At 70.9% G+C, this 16,924-nt stretch carries 16 protein-coding genes; 12 read left to right on the top strand and 4 right to left on the bottom strand.

The window, feature by feature from the left end; all coding sequences use genetic code 11:
• The first annotated feature begins 300 nt into the window (after positions 1-300).
• From lnt to BZY54_RS13440, 4 genes are all read left to right on the top strand, one after another.
• Entirely contained in the window at positions 301-1,911 is a 1,611-nt protein-coding gene (gene lnt / locus BZY54_RS13455; RefSeq protein ID WP_086725409.1) for an apolipoprotein N-acyltransferase, read from the top strand.
• A 57-nt stretch (positions 1,912-1,968) separates the two neighbouring features.
• Positions 1,969-2,448: an NUDIX hydrolase gene (locus BZY54_RS13450; RefSeq protein ID WP_086725408.1), complete on the top strand. Its 480-nt coding sequence runs from the start codon at positions 1,969-1,971 to the stop codon at positions 2,446-2,448.
• A gap of 54 nt (positions 2,449-2,502) precedes the next feature.
• Positions 2,503-3,303: a 3-hydroxybutyrate dehydrogenase gene (locus tag BZY54_RS13445; protein WP_086725407.1), complete on the top strand. Its 801-nt coding sequence runs from the start codon at positions 2,503-2,505 to the stop codon at positions 3,301-3,303.
• Positions 3,304-3,379: 76 nt separating this feature from the next.
• Positions 3,380-5,383, top strand: coding sequence for a helix-turn-helix domain-containing protein (locus tag BZY54_RS13440; RefSeq protein WP_086725406.1), 2,004 nt, complete (start codon positions 3,380-3,382; stop codon positions 5,381-5,383).
• Positions 5,384-5,536: 153 nt separating this feature from the next.
• On the opposite strand, the gene BZY54_RS13435 is transcribed toward BZY54_RS13440, so the two are convergent.
• Entirely contained in the window at positions 5,537-6,943 is a 1,407-nt protein-coding gene (locus BZY54_RS13435; protein WP_086725405.1) for an MFS transporter, read from the bottom strand.
• A gap of 404 nt (positions 6,944-7,347) precedes the next feature.
• Between BZY54_RS13435 and BZY54_RS13425 the strand changes: the two genes are divergently transcribed.
• The 3 genes from BZY54_RS13425 to BZY54_RS13415 all read left to right on the top strand — a co-directional run bounded on the left by BZY54_RS13425 (position 7,348) and on the right by BZY54_RS13415 (position 9,863).
• A complete protein-coding gene (locus BZY54_RS13425) occupies positions 7,348-7,605 on the top strand; it encodes a hypothetical protein (protein ID WP_086725404.1) in 258 nt (85 codons plus the stop codon).
• A 118-nt stretch (positions 7,606-7,723) separates the two neighbouring features.
• Positions 7,724-8,914: an NAD(P)/FAD-dependent oxidoreductase gene (locus tag BZY54_RS13420; RefSeq protein WP_086725403.1), complete on the top strand. Its 1,191-nt coding sequence runs from the start codon at positions 7,724-7,726 to the stop codon at positions 8,912-8,914.
• Positions 8,915-8,924: 10 nt separating this feature from the next.
• Positions 8,925-9,863 (top strand): sigma-70 family RNA polymerase sigma factor, encoded by a 939-nt coding sequence (locus BZY54_RS13415; RefSeq protein WP_086725402.1) that lies wholly within the window; start codon positions 8,925-8,927, stop codon positions 9,861-9,863.
• Between the two features lie 388 nt (positions 9,864-10,251).
• On the opposite strand, the gene BZY54_RS13410 is transcribed toward BZY54_RS13415, so the two are convergent.
• On the bottom strand, positions 10,252-10,767 hold the full coding sequence (locus tag BZY54_RS13410) for a YceI family protein (protein WP_086725401.1): 516 nt from the start codon (positions 10,765-10,767) through the stop codon (positions 10,252-10,254).
• 90 nt (positions 10,768-10,857) lie between these two features.
• Here BZY54_RS13410 and BZY54_RS13405 point away from each other — a divergent pair, with 90 nt between their 5' ends.
• On the top strand, positions 10,858-11,424 hold the full coding sequence (locus BZY54_RS13405) for a MarR family winged helix-turn-helix transcriptional regulator (RefSeq protein ID WP_086725400.1): 567 nt from the start codon (positions 10,858-10,860) through the stop codon (positions 11,422-11,424).
• A 142-nt stretch (positions 11,425-11,566) separates the two neighbouring features.
• Here BZY54_RS13405 and BZY54_RS13400 read toward each other — a convergent pair whose 3' ends face one another.
• Positions 11,567-12,763: an MFS transporter gene (locus BZY54_RS13400; protein WP_086725399.1), complete on the bottom strand. Its 1,197-nt coding sequence runs from the start codon at positions 12,761-12,763 to the stop codon at positions 11,567-11,569.
• A gap of 101 nt (positions 12,764-12,864) precedes the next feature.
• On the opposite strand from BZY54_RS13400, the gene BZY54_RS13395 reads away from it, so the two are divergent.
• The gene (locus BZY54_RS13395; RefSeq protein ID WP_086725417.1) at positions 12,865-13,446 is read left to right on the top strand and encodes a TetR/AcrR family transcriptional regulator; all 582 of its coding nucleotides are present in this window, start codon (positions 12,865-12,867) and stop codon (positions 13,444-13,446) included.
• Positions 13,447-13,589: 143 nt separating this feature from the next.
• On the opposite strand, the gene BZY54_RS13390 is transcribed toward BZY54_RS13395, so the two are convergent.
• The gene (locus tag BZY54_RS13390; protein ID WP_086725398.1) at positions 13,590-14,798 is read right to left on the bottom strand and encodes an acyltransferase family protein; all 1,209 of its coding nucleotides are present in this window, start codon (positions 14,796-14,798) and stop codon (positions 13,590-13,592) included.
• 293 nt (positions 14,799-15,091) lie between these two features.
• Between BZY54_RS13390 and BZY54_RS13385 the strand changes: the two genes are divergently transcribed.
• From BZY54_RS13385 to BZY54_RS13375, 3 genes are all read left to right on the top strand, one after another.
• Positions 15,092-15,286: a hypothetical protein gene (locus tag BZY54_RS13385; protein ID WP_086725397.1), complete on the top strand. Its 195-nt coding sequence runs from the start codon at positions 15,092-15,094 to the stop codon at positions 15,284-15,286.
• A 285-nt stretch (positions 15,287-15,571) separates the two neighbouring features.
• On the top strand, positions 15,572-16,102 hold the full coding sequence (locus tag BZY54_RS13380) for a GNAT family N-acetyltransferase (RefSeq protein WP_086725396.1): 531 nt from the start codon (positions 15,572-15,574) through the stop codon (positions 16,100-16,102).
• A gap of 164 nt (positions 16,103-16,266) precedes the next feature.
• Complete coding sequence (locus tag BZY54_RS13375; protein WP_086725395.1) at positions 16,267-16,872, top strand: dihydrofolate reductase family protein; 606 nt, start codon at positions 16,267-16,269, stop codon at positions 16,870-16,872.
• Positions 16,873-16,924 lie beyond the last annotated feature (52 nt).

Below are 16,924 nucleotides of genomic sequence, written 5' to 3'. Positions count from 1 at the left end.
CCCCACCCGTGCCCATGCCCCGACCGCTCTGCCTCGGCCGGAATCGGCCGCCGACCGGGACTCCGGCACACCGTAACGGCTGATGACCGGATTGTGGACGTCCCGCGCGAGAAGACCCGCACTTCGGCGGCCCCCGGTCGCGGGAAATACACGCGCCTCGGCGGGCGCCGGCTGGCCGGAACAAGCACACCGGCTCCCGGGGACAAGGCGTACTTGCCCGGGCGCCGGGCCGAGGACCGTAGCCGTCCGCCCCGCAGACCGTGCTGTCGAGGCCCAGGTCACCCGCCGTACACTCCCCGGGTGACCGTCACCGCAACTTCCGTCGGCGAGTCGGACAGGCTGCGTCCGCAGTCCGCTCCCGCCCCCTGGCGCGCGAGGCTCGTCCGGCTCGTGCCCGCCGCTGCCGCCGCGCTGTCCGGAGTGCTGCTCTACGTCAGCTTCCCGCCGCGCACGCTGTGGTGGCTCGCCCTGCCGGCCTTCGCCGTCCTGGGACGGGTGCTGCGCGGCCGGAGCTGGAAGGCCGCGCTCGGCCTCGGCTACCTCTTCGGCCTCGGTTTCCTGCTGCCGCTGCTGGTGTGGACCGGCGTCGAGGTCGGCCCCGGCCCCTGGCTGGCGCTCGTCGCGGTGGAGGCGGTCTTCGTCGCCCTCGTGGGCGTGGGCATCGCCGCGGTGTCGAAGCTGCCCGCCTGGCCGGTGTGGGCGGCGGCCGTGTGGATCGCCGGTGAGGCGGTACGCGCGCGCGTGCCGTTCAACGGCTTCCCCTGGGGCAAGATCGCCTTCGGTCAGGCGGACGGCGTGTTCCTGCCGCTGGCCGCGGTCGGCGGCACACCGGTCCTCGGCTTCGCCGTCGTGCTGTGCGGTTTCGGTCTGTGCGAGGCCGTGACGGTGGCGGTGGAGGGGCGACGCACCCGCGCGGTCCGGCGATCGGCCGCCGCGACGGCCCTGCTGAGCGTGGCCGTGCCCGTGGTCGGCGCGCTGGCCGCCCGTGCCCTCGTGAGCGACAAGGCCGAGAACGGCACCGCGACGGTCGCGGTCGTCCAGGGCAACGTGCCGCGCTCGGGTCTGGAGTTCAACGCCCAGCGCCGTGCGGTCCTCGACTACCACGTGCGCGAGACGGAGCGTCTGGCTGCCGACGTGAAGGCGGGCAAGGCCGCCCGGCCCGACTTCGTGCTCTGGCCGGAGAACTCCTCCGACATCGATCCCTTCGTCTACCCCGACGCGCGCATGGTGATCGACCAGGCGGCCAGGGCGATCGGCGTGCCGATCTCGGTCGGCAGCGTCGTCGAGCGGGACGGCAGACTGCTGAACGAGCAGATCCTGTGGGACCCGGTCAAGGGACCCGTCCAGACCTATGACAAGCGGCAGATCCAGCCCTTCGGCGAGTACCTGCCGCTGCGCTCGCTGCTCCGCGCCATCAACAAGGACTGGACCTCGATGGTCCGCCAGGACTTCAGCCGTGGCACCGAACCGGGCGTGTTCACCATCGACGGCGCCAAGGTCGGCCTGGCCACCTGCTACGAGGCCGCCTTCGACTGGGCCGTGCGCGACACGGTCACCGACGGCGCGCAGATGATCTCCGTGCCGAGCAACAACGCGACCTTCGACCGCAGCGAGATGACCTACCAGCAGCTCGCGATGTCCCGGATCCGCGCCGTCGAACACAGCCGGACCGTCACCGTCCCGGTGACCAGTGGTGTCAGCGCGGTGATCATGCCCGACGGGCGCATCACGCAGAAGACCGGCATGTTCACACCCGCCTACCTGGTCCAGAAGGTGCCGCTGCGCTCTTCGGAGACGCCCGCCACCGAGCTGGGCATCGCCCCGGAGATGGCCCTCGTCCTGGTCGCCGCGGGCGGCCTGGGCTGGGCCATCGGGGCCGGTGTGCGCGGGCGGCGCGCCGAGGACGCGTAACCGTACGCCCCCCGGATCGCGCCGTGATCCGGGGAAGCGGGCCGTTAGGGTCGCTCCATGGCCACTCCTGACTTCATCCGCACGATCCGGGCCTCCGCCGGAAACCAGCTGCTGTGGCTTCCCGGGGTCACCGCGATCGTCTTCGACGACGAGGGCAAGGTGCTGCTGGGCCGCCGCTCCGACACCCGCAGATGGTCGGTGATCGGCGGCATCCCGGAACCGGGCGAGCAGCCGGCCGCCTGCGCCGTGCGGGAGGTCCACGAGGAGACCGCGGTGCACTGTGTCGCCGAGCGGGTGGTCCTCGTCCAGGCACTGGAACCCGTCACCTACGGCAACGGCGACATCTGCCAGTACATGGACATCACCTTCCGCTGCCGTGCCGTGGGCGGCGAGGCACGGGTCAACGACGACGAGTCGCTGGAAGTGGGCTGGTTCGCGGTGGACGCCCTGCCCGACCTCGACGAGTTCGGGCTGTTGCGGATCAAGCAGGCACTCTCCGACGCCCCCACATGGTTCGAGCCCACGAGTTTTGAATGAAGTATGGGGTTGGACCACATGTAGTCCGGTAGGGGTGCTGCCTAAGGTCGGAGCATGACCTCGTCCAGCGCCCTCCCGGGTCCCCCCGCCTCCTCGCTCGATCTCGACGGTCGCACCGCGCTCGTCACCGGCGCCGCCGGCGGCATCGGCCGCGCCTGCGCCCTCCGCCTGGCCGCCGCGGGCGCGAAGGTCAGAGCAGTCGACCGGGACGCGGCGGGCCTGGCCGCGCTCGCGGAGGAGTCCGGCCCCTACGCGGGCACCCTCGAAGCACACGTCCTGGACCTCACCGACCTGGACGCCGCCGAGCAGGCCGCCGCCGGCACCGACGTGCTGGTCAACAACGCCGGCATCCAGCTGGTGCGCCCCATCGAGGAGTTCCCGCCCGAGGTCTTCCACACCGTGCTGACCGTGATGCTGGAGGCGCCGTTCCGGCTGATCCGCGGCGCCCTCCCGCACATGTACGGGCAGGGCTGGGGCCGGATCGTCAACATCTCCTCGGTGCACGGCCTGCGCGCCTCCGCCTACAAGTCGGCGTACGTGGCGGCCAAGCACGGCCTGGAAGGACTGTCCAAGACGGCCGCCCTCGAAGGCGCGCCGCACGGCGTCACCTCCAACTGCGTCAATCCCGGTTACGTGCGCACCCCTCTGGTCGAGAAGCAGCTCGCCGACCAGGCACAGGCCCACGGCGTCCCGGAGGAGCGCGTGCTGTCCGAGGTGCTCCTGCAGGACAGCGCGGTCAAACGCCTGATCGAACCGGAGGAGGTGGCCGAGGCCGTGGCCTACCTGTGCGGCCCGCACGCCTCCTTCGTCACCGGCACCTCGCTCGTGCTCGACGGCGGCTGGACCGCCCACTGACCTGCCCGGCGCCCGCCCGCCGCCGAGTTTTCCACAGGGCTCAACGGGCGACGGGCGGATGGGGAATCCTGTGAGCATGCCCAGCGATCACGTGCAGTCCGCCGACCGCCCCACCGCCGACACGGGGACACCGACCGGCGACGGCGCCCTGCCGCACGGCAGTGACCAGCCCCCGTGCGGCGACGGGACCCCGTGCCACACAGGTGCCCCGTTCCTAGAGCTGCTGGCCCGCGGCGCACCAGCCGACGCCTACGAGCAGCCGGTGCTGCGCGCCCGCGCCGAGGGCCGCCCGGCCGACTGCGTCGCCGCGCTCGAACGCGCCAAGCTGCTCGCGCTGCGCGTGCGCGCCGAACTGGACGGACGCCGGCGCCGGGAGGCGGAGCTGTCCGCACTCTTCGAGACCGCCCACGACCTGGCGGGCCTGAGAGACCTGGACTCGGTGCTGCCGGCCATCGTGCAGCGCGCCCGCTCACTGCTCGGCACCGACGTCGCCTACCTCACCCTGAACGACCCGGCCCGGGGCGACACGTACATGCGCGTCACCGAGGGCTCCGTGGCCGCGCGCTTCCAGCAACTGCGCCTGGGCATGGGGGAGGGGCTCGGCGGACTGGTCGCGCAGACCGCGCGGCCCTATGTCACCGACGACTACTTCAAGGACGCCCGCTTCCAGCACACCGGCACCATCGACGCGGGCGTCCAGGACGAGGGCCTGGTCGCGATCCTCGGTGTGCCCCTCATGCTCGGACCGCAGGTCATCGGCGTACTGTTCGCGGCCGACCGGCGGGCCCGGGTCTTCGAAAGGGAGCAGATCGCCCTGCTCGGCTCCTTCGCGGCCCTCGCCGCGGCCGCCATCGACAGCGCCAACCTGCTCACCGAGACGCGCTCGGCCCTCGCCGACCTGGAGCGTGCCAACGAGATCATCCGCGACCGCAGCGGGGCCATCGAGCGCGCCTCGGACGTCCACGACCGGCTCACCGAGCTCGTCCTGCGCGGCGGCGGAGTCCACGACGTGGCCGCCGCCGTCTCCCAGGTCCTCGCCGGCACCGTCGAGTTCACCGAGGCCACCGCCGCACCGGCCGACCCCCTGGAGGCGTCCCGGGCCGATGGGCACGCGGTGCGGCACGGCGACGACTGGATCGCCGCGGTGACCGCGGGCGGCGAGCTGCTCGGCGCGCTGGTGGTCCGCGGCCATCCCGGCCTGGACCCCGTCGACCAGCGCACGCTGGAGCGCGCCGCCATGGTCACCTCCCTGCTGCTGCTCGCCAGACGCTCGGCCGCCGAGGCCGAACAGCGCGTCCGCGGCGAACTGCTCGACGACCTCCTGGACGCCCGCGACCGCGACCCGCGCCTGCTGCGCGAGCGCGCCACCCGACTGCACGCCGACCTCGACGCCACGCACGTCATGCTCGCCGCCCGTCTCGACGCCCCGGCCGCGGACGCCGACCAGGAGGCCGCGGCCCGCCGGCGGCTGTGGTCCGCCGCCTCGCACCTGGCCGCCACCCGGCAGGGCCTGGCCGCGGCCCGCGACGGCGGCACGGTCCTGCTGCTCCCCCTCCAGCGCGGCACCACCGCGACGGAGCTGGCCCAGCGCACCGCCCACCACCTCGGCACCGCCGTGCACGAGGCGGTCACCGTCGGCGCCTCCGCCCCCGTCGGCGACCTCGCCGCCCACCCCGACACCGCCACGGCCGCCTACGCGGAGGCACGACGCTGCCTGGAGGCCCTGCGGCTGCTCGGCCGCACCGGCGACGGCGCCGCCGCCGAGGACTTCGGCTTCCTCGGCCTGCTGCTCGCGGGCGACCGGGACATCGCCGGGTTCGTCGACCGCACCATCGGCCGGGTCACCGCCTACGACGAGCGCCGTGGCACGGACCTCATACGCACCCTGGAGGCGTACTTCGCCTGCGGTATGAGCCCGGCCCGCACCAAGGACGAGCTGCACGTGCACGTCAACACCGTCGCACAGCGCCTGGAGCGCGTCGGCCGCCTGCTCGGCGACGACTGGCAGACCCCCGCCCGCACCCTGGAGATCCAGCTCGCGCTGCGCCTGCACCGCCTGTCGGGGCCGGCCGAACGCTGAACCCCGTACGGCGTCGAACGCCCCTCGCCCCCATACACGCACGCGGTGACCCCCTTGCACCCCCGCACGGTGCCACGTACCCCCGGACGCGCACGCCGTCGACCCCCGTACGCGTACGGGGGTCGACGGAACGGCCGTCAGATGAGGAGGTGCTCAGGCGGTACGCGCGTCGGCCGCCCGCGCCGCCGTGGACTCGGCGTCGGCCGAGGCGTCGACGGCGGCGAGGTCCCGGTGCCGGGTCTCCTTGGCCACACCCACCGCGAACAGCGTCAGCACGGCGGAGGCGATCACGTACAGGGCGATCGGGGTGGAACTGCCGTAGTCCTCCAGCAGGGCGGTGGCGATCAGCGGGGCCGGCGCGCCCGCGGCGACCGAGGCGAACTGGGCGCCGATGGAGGCGCCGGAGTAGCGCATCCGGGTCGCGAACATCTCGGAGAAGAAGGCGGCCTGCGGGGCGTACATGGCGCCGTGCAGCACCAGGCCCACGGTCACCGCGAGGACGAGGTTGCCGAAGCCGCCGGTGTCGATGAGCGAGAAGAACGGGAACATCCACAGCCCGACCCCGGCCGCGCCCAGCAGGTACACCGGACGGCGCCCGATCCGGTCCGACAGAGCACCCCAGGCGGGGATGACCGCGAAGTGGACGGCGGAGGCGATCAGAACGGCGTTGAGGGCGGTCTGCTTGGAGACACCGGCGGAGGTGGTGGCGTAGACGAGGATGAAGGCGGTGATGACGTAGTAGCTGATGTTCTCGGCCATCCGGGCGCCCATCGCGACCAGCACATCGCGCCAGTGGTGCCGCAGCACGGAGACCAGCGGCAACTTCTCGGCCTGTGCCTCGGGATCGGCCGCCCGTGCCGCCTTGCGCGCCTCGGCCTGCGCCAACGCCTGCTGGAACACCGGAGATTCATCGACAGAGAGACGAATCCACAGACCGACGATGACCAGCACCCCGGACAGCAGGAACGGGATGCGCCATCCCCAGCTGCCGAAGGCGTCGTCGGAGAGCACGGCGGTCAGCAGCGACAGCACGCCCGTGGCGAGCAACTGGCCCGCCGGCGCCCCGGTCTGCGGCCAGGAGGCCCAGAACCCGCGCCGCCGCGCGTCGCCGTGCTCGGACACCAGCAGCACGGCCCCGCCCCACTCGCCACCGAGTGCGAACCCCTGGATCAGACGCAGCGTCGTGAGCAGCACGGGGGCCGCGGCGCCCACGCTCGCGTGCGTGGGCAGCAGCCCGATGGCGAACGTCGCCCCGCCCATCATGAGCAGGCTCAGCACCAGCAGCTTCTTGCGCCCCAGCCGGTCGCCGTAGTGCCCGAAGACCAGCGCACCGAGCGGCCGGGCCGCGAAACCGACCGCGTACGTCAGGAAGGACAGCAGCGTGCCCACCAGAGGATCGGAGTCCGGGAAGAACAGCTTGTTGAACACGAGCGCGGCGGCGGAGCCGTAGAGGAAGAAGTCGTACCACTCGATCGTGGTGCCGATGAGGCTGGCGGCGACGATGCGGGGGAGGCTGCCGGGCTTCGCCGGCGTCGGGGGAGCGGATGCTGCGGAGGCCATGTGCGCCACTTCCTCGTGTGCGGTGGGGACGGGTACGTGTCGGCACACGGTAGGAAGACGCAGGTCAGGCGCACATGTGGTGGGGCACCATAGTTCGGGGGTTGGGTATCCGCGCAGCCACCATGCTGGCGCGCGGAGGGATGGTTCAGGGCCGACCGAGCACGAGGCCAAGACCCTGAAGATCGGCTCGGGAGCACCGGTTCTCCGTACACACCCGGCGGCATATGGCCCGGGACGGCCGGATCGTGGAGGTCGCCCACTCGATCGTCCGTAGGGGGTGATACGACGGTTGCGGACTTCGAGATCACGCTGGATGACCGAGTTGGCCTGAACTGCCCCGCCGGCGCCGGCTGATGGCGATACGGTGGCCGTTCCGACCGAGCCTGTACGACCAGGAATTCTGTATGGCTGAGCAGTCACTCGAGGCGCACTTCAAGGCCGACCCCATCGAGCTTCCCGACGGTCGGAAGATCCGTGTCAGTGCCTACCCCGACGGAAGCATCCGGTTCCGCGTGGACGGACTGCCGTACGTGCTCACCGAGGCGTACCTCAGCGGCAATCCTGAGAGCCACAAGGCGATCGTGAAGCTCTCGCCCGGCAAGCAGGGCAGCGCCGCCGCGTACAACTACGTGGAGGAGCTGGCGAAGCGGAACAACAAGTAGACGCACAAAGCCGCCCTGGACCGGCGCGGACTCTGTGACCCACATCACGCCCGGCTCCTGTCAGCAATCGGGGCGCCGTCTCGTTCAAGGGGCACGCGAACGAGACAGGAGCATCGCCATGAAGCACCGCATCGTCGTACTGGGCGCCGGATACGCCGGGGCCTTCGCCGCCGGAAACCTGGCCCGCCGGCTGTCCCCCGTCGACACCGAGATCACCGTCGTCAACGCCGTGCCCGACTTCGTTGAGCGGATGCGGCTCCACCAGCTCGCGATCGGCCAGGACCTCGCGTTCCGCAAGCTCGCCGACGTATTCGCGGGCACCGGGGTGCGGCTCCGCCTCGCGCGCGTCACCGGCGTCGACCCCGAGCGCAGGACAGTCGCCGTGACCGGCGAGGACGGCGACGGTGAGCTCACGTACGACACCCTTCTTTACGCGCTCGGCAGCTCCGTGGCCCACCATGGCGTGTCCGGCGTGGCCGAGTACGCCTTTGATGTGACCGGCCAGTCCTCGGCGCTGCGTCTGCGCGAGCGCCTGGCCGATCTGGGCGCGGGCGGCACCGTGCTGGTCGTCGGTGAGGGGCTGACCGGCATCGAGACCGCCACTGAGTTCGCCGAGTCTCGGCCCGACCTCTCGATCGCGCTCGCCGCCCGCGGAGAGATGGGCGCCTGGCTCTCCCCGAAGGCCCGCCGTCACCTGCGCCAGGCCTTCGACCGGCTCGCCGTCACCGTCCACGAGCACACCGGCATCGAAGCCGTCGAGCCGGCACGGACGATCGCCGCCGACGGTACGTCCATACCAGCTGACGTGACCGTGTGGTCGGCCGGGTTCGCCGTACAGCCCATCGCGGCCGCCGGCGGCTTGGAGGTCGCCGAGACCGGCCAGATCGTCGTCGACCGAACCATGCGCTCGGTCTCGCACCCGGACGTCTACGCCGTCGGTGACTGCGCCTACGCGATCGGTGAGAACGGCCGGCCGCTGCCGATGTCCTGCGCCTCGGCCGGCTACACCAACATGCAGGCGACCGCCGCGATCATCGCGCGCCTGACGGGCAGCGAGGTTCCGACCACCGGGCTGAAGTACTACGGCAACCACATCAGCCTCGGGCGGCGGGACGCGATCTTCCAGATGGTGGACGGGGACGTGCGGTCGAAGTCCTGGTACCTGGGCGGCCGGACCGCCGCGTGGCTCAAGTCGGGCGTGCTCAAGGGGGCCGGGTGGAGCATCGCCCACCCGACCTTCGGCATGCCCAAGCGCAAGCGCCGCCTGGCCGCCGCGCCTGGCCGGGCCGGTGTGAAGGCCGCCGCATAGGCTCCTCCGCATGGACAGCGCAGCCATCGATCGATTCGAGGCCAGCCGGGGCCGGCTGGCCTCGCTCGCGTACCGTCTACTCGGCTCGGCCACCGACGCCGAGGACGCCGTGCAGGACACGTTCCTGCGTTGGCAGGCCGCGGACCGCGAACGCATCGAGGTGCCGGAAGCTTGGCTGACCAAGGCCGTCACCAATCTCTGCCTCGACCGGCTCCGCTCAGCGCAGGCGCGCCACGAGCGCGCTGCCGGAGACTGGCTGCCCGAGCCACTCCTCGAGGGTGACCCGATGCTCGGCCCTGCCGATACCTTCGAGCAGCGCGAATCCGTGTCCTTGGCCGTGCTGACCCTCATGGAGCGCCTCTCGCCGGTCGAGCGGGCCGCTTACGTCCTGCGCGAGGCCTTCTCGTACCCCCACGCCGAGATCGCCGGAATCCTCGACATCACCGAGTCCGCGAGCCAGCAGCATGTCCACCGGGCCCGACGCCGCGTCGCCGCCGAGCGCCGCGGCGGCGACGAGGTGGACCCCGCGACCGCGCGCCGGATCGTCGAGGAGTTCCTCGCCGCGGCCACGTCGGGGCGCACCGAACGGCTGGTGGCGATGCTCACCGCCGACGCGACCGCGGTCTCGGACGGCGCCGGACTGGCCAGGCGGCTGCTGCGGTACAAGACGCGTGAGCGCATCGCCTCCTACGTGCGGGCCGGCTTCAAGCCCACTCCGGCGAAGCGGCGGCTGGCCGGCGGCTCCCCCGCGATGCACATTGCGCTGGTCAACGGCTCCCCGGCCGTCCTTGCCGTGGTCGACGACCGGGTCGTGGGCGCCGTGGCGTTCGAGGTCAGCGACGGCAAGGTCGCGTCTCTGCGCGGCATCGCCGCCGCGCACCGGCTCACGCGCCTCACTGAGGCCTGGCGGCAGGCCGAACCTGACGCGCCGGTCATCAACGCATGGTGACCAGAGCCGCCGGAATGCAGTGACCTGGGTCGGAGCGAGGACGGTGCTCCTTGGCCCCCGTGCTGCACAGCAGCACGGGGGCCGAAGCACGTCGGTCTCCCGAATCAGACTCGGCCATGCGGTTCGGGTCCCAAGGGCCGACTGCCGGACGGCACAGTGGCCAACTACGAGTCGTCAGGGAGGGCCGGCCAGGGCGGATCCGGGTCCCTGGCCGGCGTATCGACGGCCGCTCAGTCCGTCAGGCCGCCGCAGGGCGTAGGGCTGGAGGACGAGCGAGGAGACCGCCTTCGCAAGTTCTTCTCGCGGGTGGGGGAGTACGGCAGTATGCCCGGCGCTCGCATCACGTGTCCGTGGCGCCGAGATGGCCCGGGACAGGTGTGGGACTCAGTCAGTCCTGGGTGCGCCGGAAACGAAGGACGGCGTTCACCGTGGTCACGTCACGCATCATCCCCACCTGGTTCCAGGTCAGCCCGAACTCCCTGCGGTCCACGGTGAAATCGGCGGTCAGGGTAGCCGCTTCGGCACCCGCCTCGGTGACGGTGGCGGTCAGGGTCAGCGGACGGGTGGTACCGCGCACGGTCAGGCTGCCGTTGACCTCGACGGCGGCCTCGCCGCGCGGAGTGACCTCGCGGACCTCGTAGATGATCTCCGGAAACTCCTCAGCGGCGAAGAAGTCGGCCGAGCGCAGATGAGTGTCGCGCTTGGCGTTCTTGGTGTCGACGGAGGCGGAGCCGACGGTGACGGTGCCGGTGGCGGTGCCGTCCGGGCGGACCTCGCCGTCGCCGGAGAGCGTGGTGAAGTGCCCCTTCACCGTGACCAGACCCCACATCGTCTTGTGCCGGATGGCGACGGTGGAACCCGCGCGATCCAACTGGAAAGCGCCCGACTTCACGGCTTTGGTCATGGAGACTCCTCACTCAGGCCATGGTTCAAATTTGTACGACTCACGCTAGCATGCATTCGTTCAAATTTGGACCACTGGTATCCTGGACGCATGCCCGGCTCCATCGACCCCGCCTCCGCCGGCTCCTCCCGGACCGGCGATGCTTCCGGCTGTCCGGCTTCGGGCGGGGGCGGGCTGCTGCCGGCGGAGCTGCGGACCTGGATGCGGGTGCTCGCCGCGGCGGGCGCCGTCGAGCAGCAGTTGCGCAAACATGTGAAGGAGGCGATGGGGGTCTCGCACGATGAGTTCCTCATCCTGTGCCTGCTGGCCGACCAGCCGGGGAACACCCTGCGGATGACGCGGATCGCGGAGCTGCTCGGCCGCCCCAAGACCCGCCTGACCTATCAGGTGGCCTGCCTCCAGCACGCGGACCTGGTCGTACGCGAGTCCGTCTGCGGCGACCGGCGCGGAGTCGCCCTGACGCTGACCAACAAGGCCCGGCGGCTGCTCGCCCAGCACTCTCCCGCCCTGGCCGCAGCGGTCAACCAGGTCCTGGCCGACTCCATCGGCCCCACGCACTGCGAGGCCCTCAGCGACCTGCTCGCCCAGGCGTCCTCCGCTCCCGCCGCGACACGGGACCCGGACGCCCGTACCGGCGATTCGAAGACGGTCAGCTGAACACTCGGGATGAGCGATAGCGCCTCATGCGCCCGGCATCGAGGTGAGATGCTCGTGATCGACGCGGTTGAATGCCGGGAGTGACGGTGGACGCGATCACGCAGGCTGTCACCTGCCTCGCCAGCCCTCTCGGGCTCGGGTGTCACGCGCGGATCGGATCCCCGTCTCGTTCAGTCCGCGGTGTGCGAGCGGCGGGTGTGGCGAAGGCAGCGGCCGCTACCAGGAGGAGAACGAGGATCAGCGCGTGGCGTAGCCCGAAGTGCTCGCCGAGGTAGCCGAGGGAGGGCGGGCCCACGAGGAACGCGACATAGCCGACGGTGGCGGCCAGCGAGACGCGTGCGGCGGACTGGTCGCCGGAATCGCCCGCTGCGGAGAGCGCGACGGGAAACCCGAGCGACGCCCCAAGTCCCCAGAGGATCGCGGCGGTGGCCGCGACAACCTGGTTGTCGATGAAGATCACGAGGGCCAGTCCGACTGCCCCGATGATCGCGCTCCCGCACAGTGCGGCCGCTCGCCCGAAGCGGTCGACGAAGTGTCCGCCGGTGAAACGCCCGAGGGTCATCGCGGCGGCGAACACGGCGTACACGGCTGAGCCCAGGGCGGGGTCGAAGCCGTGGCCGTCCACCATGACCAGCGGGAGCCAGTCGTTCGCGGTTCCCTCGGCCATGGCGAGGGCGAGGATGACGCATCCGATGAGCAGCAGCCTGGAGTCCTTCCACACCGCGACACGTTCCGCCCCCGCCTCGCGGCCCTTGGCGGAGGCGCGTCGGCCCACGCCTGGGGGGACGTGGCGGATCACGAGGACGAGCACGGCCAGGGCCGCCGCGGCGACGGCCGCCAGGTGGATGAGAACCGGGAAGGCGACCGCCGTCAGGCCCATCCCTCCGATCGCCCCGATGACCGTGCCGAGGCTGAAGAAGCCGTGCATGGCCGGCATCGTGGAGCGGCCGAGCAATCGCTCCACTTCGGCGCCCTCGACGTTGAGGGCCACCTCACCGCCCCCCATTCCCAGGCCGAAGACCCCGAGGCCCAGCGCCACACCGAGGCCCGAGCCTGCGGCTGCTCCGATGCCGATGAGTGCGGCAGCGGCTGCCACCGCCGTCGTTCCGGCCACGATGACCGGCCGCGCACCCCAGCGGGCCACGAGGGCGCCGGAGCACAGGATGCCGATCATCGATCCGACGGACAGCCCGAACAGGATGAGACCCATCTGCGCCGTGGTGGCGTGGACCATGTCGCGCACGTCGGGGGTGCGTGTCACCCAGGAGGAGATGGTCAGGCCGGGGACGAAGAACAGGGCGAAGACGGCGGTGCGGCGGCGGGCGAGGTCGGCGGTCACGGGCGGTGGCTCCAGGCGTGTGAAAAGTCTGTACGAGCGTACACACTTACATGTACGCATGTACACACTCCGGTGTGGTCGACTCGTGGCACATTGGGGGCGTGAGCGGCACACGACGCGAGATCCCGAACGATCCCGGGCGCAAGGAGCGCATCCTGGATGCCGCCCTCGAGGTCATCGCCGAGGGCGGCGTGCACAAGACCACCCATCGCAAGATCGCGGCACGGGCGCAGGTGCCACTCGGCTCGTTGACGTACTACTTCGATGGCATCGACGACCTGCTCGCGCAGGCGTTCGCCCGGCTGGCGGACACCATGTCCCTGCTCTACCGCCAGACCGTGCAGGCGGCCGAATCGATGGCCGAAGCCGAGGAAGCCGTCGTCGAGTTGATCTGCGGACCGGCCTATGCCACGGATCGCGAGATGACACTCATCTTCGAGATGTACGCCTACGCCAACCACAACGAGGCAGTGTCCGCCACCACCCGCGCCTGGCTCGAACGCAGTCGGGACAGTCTCGCCCTGCACTTCACGCCCGGGGTGTCCCGCGCGCTCGACGCGCTGATCGAGGGCTGGCCCATGCACCGCGCCTTCGACGACGCCCCCCTGGACCGGCGGCTCGTCGCCGAGACCGTGCATGCCATCGTCAGTGCCGCACCGAGACTCTCCATCGACACCGTCTGAGCCGGCGTCCCGCTGCGAACGGTCGGCGGGCATCCACACGCAGTCGACCTCCATGGGGGCACCAAGCTCGCGGCCCACTACGGGTCGACCGTCCTTGTAATGGCTATCGACGAGTGGCCGTGATCAGCGCACTGGAGACACCGTCAGGGCCGCATCCCGAACAGGAAACGGGTTGCTCGCGTGCGGCGGATCAGCAGCTCGTACATGGCGAGGGTGAGGGCAAGGGCGATCGTGACGAGCACGGTGTACTTGACGGGGATCGGTGCCGGCCAGCCGACCACGAAGTACGCGACGGCGACCACGATCGGCTGGTGCAGGACGTACAGGGGCAGCACGGCGGCGGCGAGATAGCCGTGGAGGCGCCGGCGCGTCGTCGGATCCGGGTTCGGTGCCGCCGGCGGGTGCCGGAGCCGTCGGCGGTCGAGAAGGCCCGGGATGGCGACCACCAGACACCATCCGGCCGCGCCGAACAGCGCTCGTGACGCGGTGGCCAGGACGGTCGCCTCAGTGAAGGGCTTGTCTGCCAAGGCGAAGCCGGGACCGCATGCCGCGAACAACAGGACGCCGAGCCAGGCCGCAAGCCCGGCGTCGCGCCGCATCACGGCACGGAAGCGGTCGTCGGCGGCGAGCGTGAAACCGGCGATGAAGAACAGCAGGTACGACCAGCGGTGCCAGCCCGCGAAGTCCTCCTCCATCCGCGCGAAGGCGCAGATCGCGGCGAAAGCTAAGGCCGGCAGCAGCACGGTGCCGCGCCGGCGCAGCACCGTGTGCGCCAACCGGTCGCAGGTGTGGCGCACATGCTCACGCGGCAGCCATCGAAAGAGCGGCGCCAGCATGAGGGAGAACGCCAGCAGGAGCACGACGAACCAGAGATGGCCGGTCTCGAAGTGCTCGCCCTGAACGAGGAAGGGAAACTCTGCCGGCGCCAGGCGCACGTCGTAGAAGCGGGGCAGGAATCCGAGGTACGACTCGTGGTAGGTGGCGTCGGCCGAGCGGGCCCGCAGCCACTGCGGCAGCGGGTTCAATACGAGGGTCGCGAACACCAGCGGCACCCCCAGCCGCAGCAACCGCTCCTTGGCGAAGCCGCCTGCGCCGCGGCGGTGCAGCGAGTGCCAGGCGCCCAGGCCGGAGATGAGGAAGAGCAGCGGCATGGCCCACACGACCCCGAACCCGGCGGTGATCAGGACGGCTTCGGTGGTCTGGGCGTTCTTGACATAGAAGTCGTCGTCAGCGGCGAACACGAGCGCCGAGTGGAAGAAGACCAGCCCGATCACGACCAGCATCCGGATCGCGTCCAACTCCGGCCGCCGCTCCGGTAACGCCGACCGCTCCGGTTCCGTGCGCGTCGCCATGCCCGTACCCTCTCCGCCCGCCGGTGTGCGCACCAGTGTTGGCAGGCCGACAGCCGAGCGCTACCCCCTGCAACGGATTCCGCGCTCTCAACCCCGACACGCCGTCCCGCTCACGGTGGGGGTCCTGGACATCATGGCCGGGGCCATGGTCGGAACGCTGTACCAGACCCACCCTCTCCGGCTCGTGCGGCATGCTCCCCGGTCGGCGTCTTGGCGGGACATCCCGGTGGGGCATCCCTTCCCAGCCTGAGACGATCAACAGAACCGTCCGAATGAACGTAGGGGTGGGGAACATGGCTGTTCTGGTGCTGATCGGCATCGTGGTGCTCGCCGTCGGCGGGTGCGTATGTGTGGTGTGGGCGGAGCGCGGCGGGCCCCGCTGGGCCCGCGTCGTGGCGACCGTGACGCTCGCCGCGGGAGAGCTGCTGCGCCGCTCCGGGAAGAACCGGCGCCGGGGCCTGAACCAGATCGCCGACGACGGTGACTAGGAACTGCCCCGGGGCCGACGGCTCGGCCTCGCGCAGCACCCTGCACTGCTGCCCATCGCCGTGAGCGGCGACAAGATCACCCAGACGCTGCGGGATGCCGGGCCGCTGGTCGTCGGCGCGCCGGTGCGCGAGGATCCCTGGGGGCGAAGGGCGGCTACTCGGGGCGCGAGGTCCTCGTCGCAGCACCCCGGCCGCTCGCTCACCTCACCCGCGCCCACGCGGTGTCCTCGGGTTGAGCTTCTTCAGCAGCCACGGTGTACGGCGGCAGGGCAGAATGAGATCGCCATGGACACGCACCCCCTCCGTCTCACCGCTCACGGCCTGCTGCTTCGCGAATGGACGAGCGAGGACCTCGCCGTCATGCAAGAGCTGTTCGACGATCCCGACGTCGCATACCGGACCCCCTTGGAGACGCCGTTCGACCAGGCCGCCGCGCTGCGATACCTGGACAGCGCACGCCAGGCGCGACGCGGGAACGAGCGTATCCACCTGGCCATCACCACCGATGGGCGGCGGGCACTGGGAGAAGTCCTGCTGAACCGGGCCACCGGCAGCGTCGGCTACATCGTGGGTGCAGCTCACCGGGGACAGGGACTGGCAGTGCGCGCTCTTCGGGCAATGACCGAGTACGCGCACACCACCGTCGCCCTGCCGCGGGTGATCCTCGAGATCGAACCCGGCAACGACCCCAGCATCGCCGTTGCGCGATCTGCCGGCTTCCACCCCTCCAACTCGGCACCCGAGACCGTTGCCGACAAGGGACGGACCTACGAACTACTCACATGGGAACACCTCTTGCCCGCCGGCCGCGGTTAAGCGCAGGGGTGTATCTGCGGACCGGACCCCCTCGGGTCGGCCAAGAGGTACCGCACTTCACAGCCGGCCTGATCCAGACGACGGCCCTGGTGCTGCGCCGCGGAAGTTCCGCCGATGAGTTTCCGGCGGTCGTGCGGTCTACCCGTCGACGAAGGGAGCGCACCATGCGCAAGATCATCGTTTGCACGTTCCTGACGCTGGACGGCGTCATGCAGGCGCCGGGCGGTCCGGACGAGGACACTCAGAGCGGCTTCGAGCACGGCGGCTGGCAGAAGCCGGTGGCCGACGACGAGGTCGGCACGGCCATCGCCGGTTGGTACGAGTTCTCCGACGCGATGCTGCTCGGCCGCAAGACGTACGAGATCTTCGCGTCGTACTGGCCGACCGCCGATCCCGGCAACCCGTTCACCAATCGGATGAACCGCATGCACAAGTACGTGGCGTCTCGGACCCTGACATCGGTCGAGTGGCAGAACTCCACGCTGCTGGAGGGCGACATCGTCGATGCCGTACGCAAGCTGAAAGAGTCCGACGGCGGCAACATCAACGTCGTGGGCAGTGGCGACCTCGCCCAGACCCTCATGCAGCACGACCTCGTCGACGAGTACCGGCTGACCATCCATCCGGTGATCATCGGCACCGGCAAGCGGCTGTTCGCCGACGGGGCGATCCCCACTGCGCTGGAGCCGGTCAGCGTCTCGACGACGAAGGGCGGCACCATCGTCGGCGTCTACCGGCCGAACGGTAAGCCCAGCTACGACAGCTACTAGGCGGCTTCCTTCTGACCACGTGGGACGGCTCGGACCTGCTGCGGTCAGTCGG

The organism is Streptomyces carpinensis (assembly GCF_002154505.1).
In the GTDB taxonomy this organism is placed as follows: Bacteria; Actinomycetota; Actinomycetes; order Streptomycetales; family Streptomycetaceae; genus Streptomyces; species Streptomyces carpinensis.
Note: the sequence above shows the minus strand (reverse complement) of the source record. Positions and strands in the feature narration are given on the sequence as shown.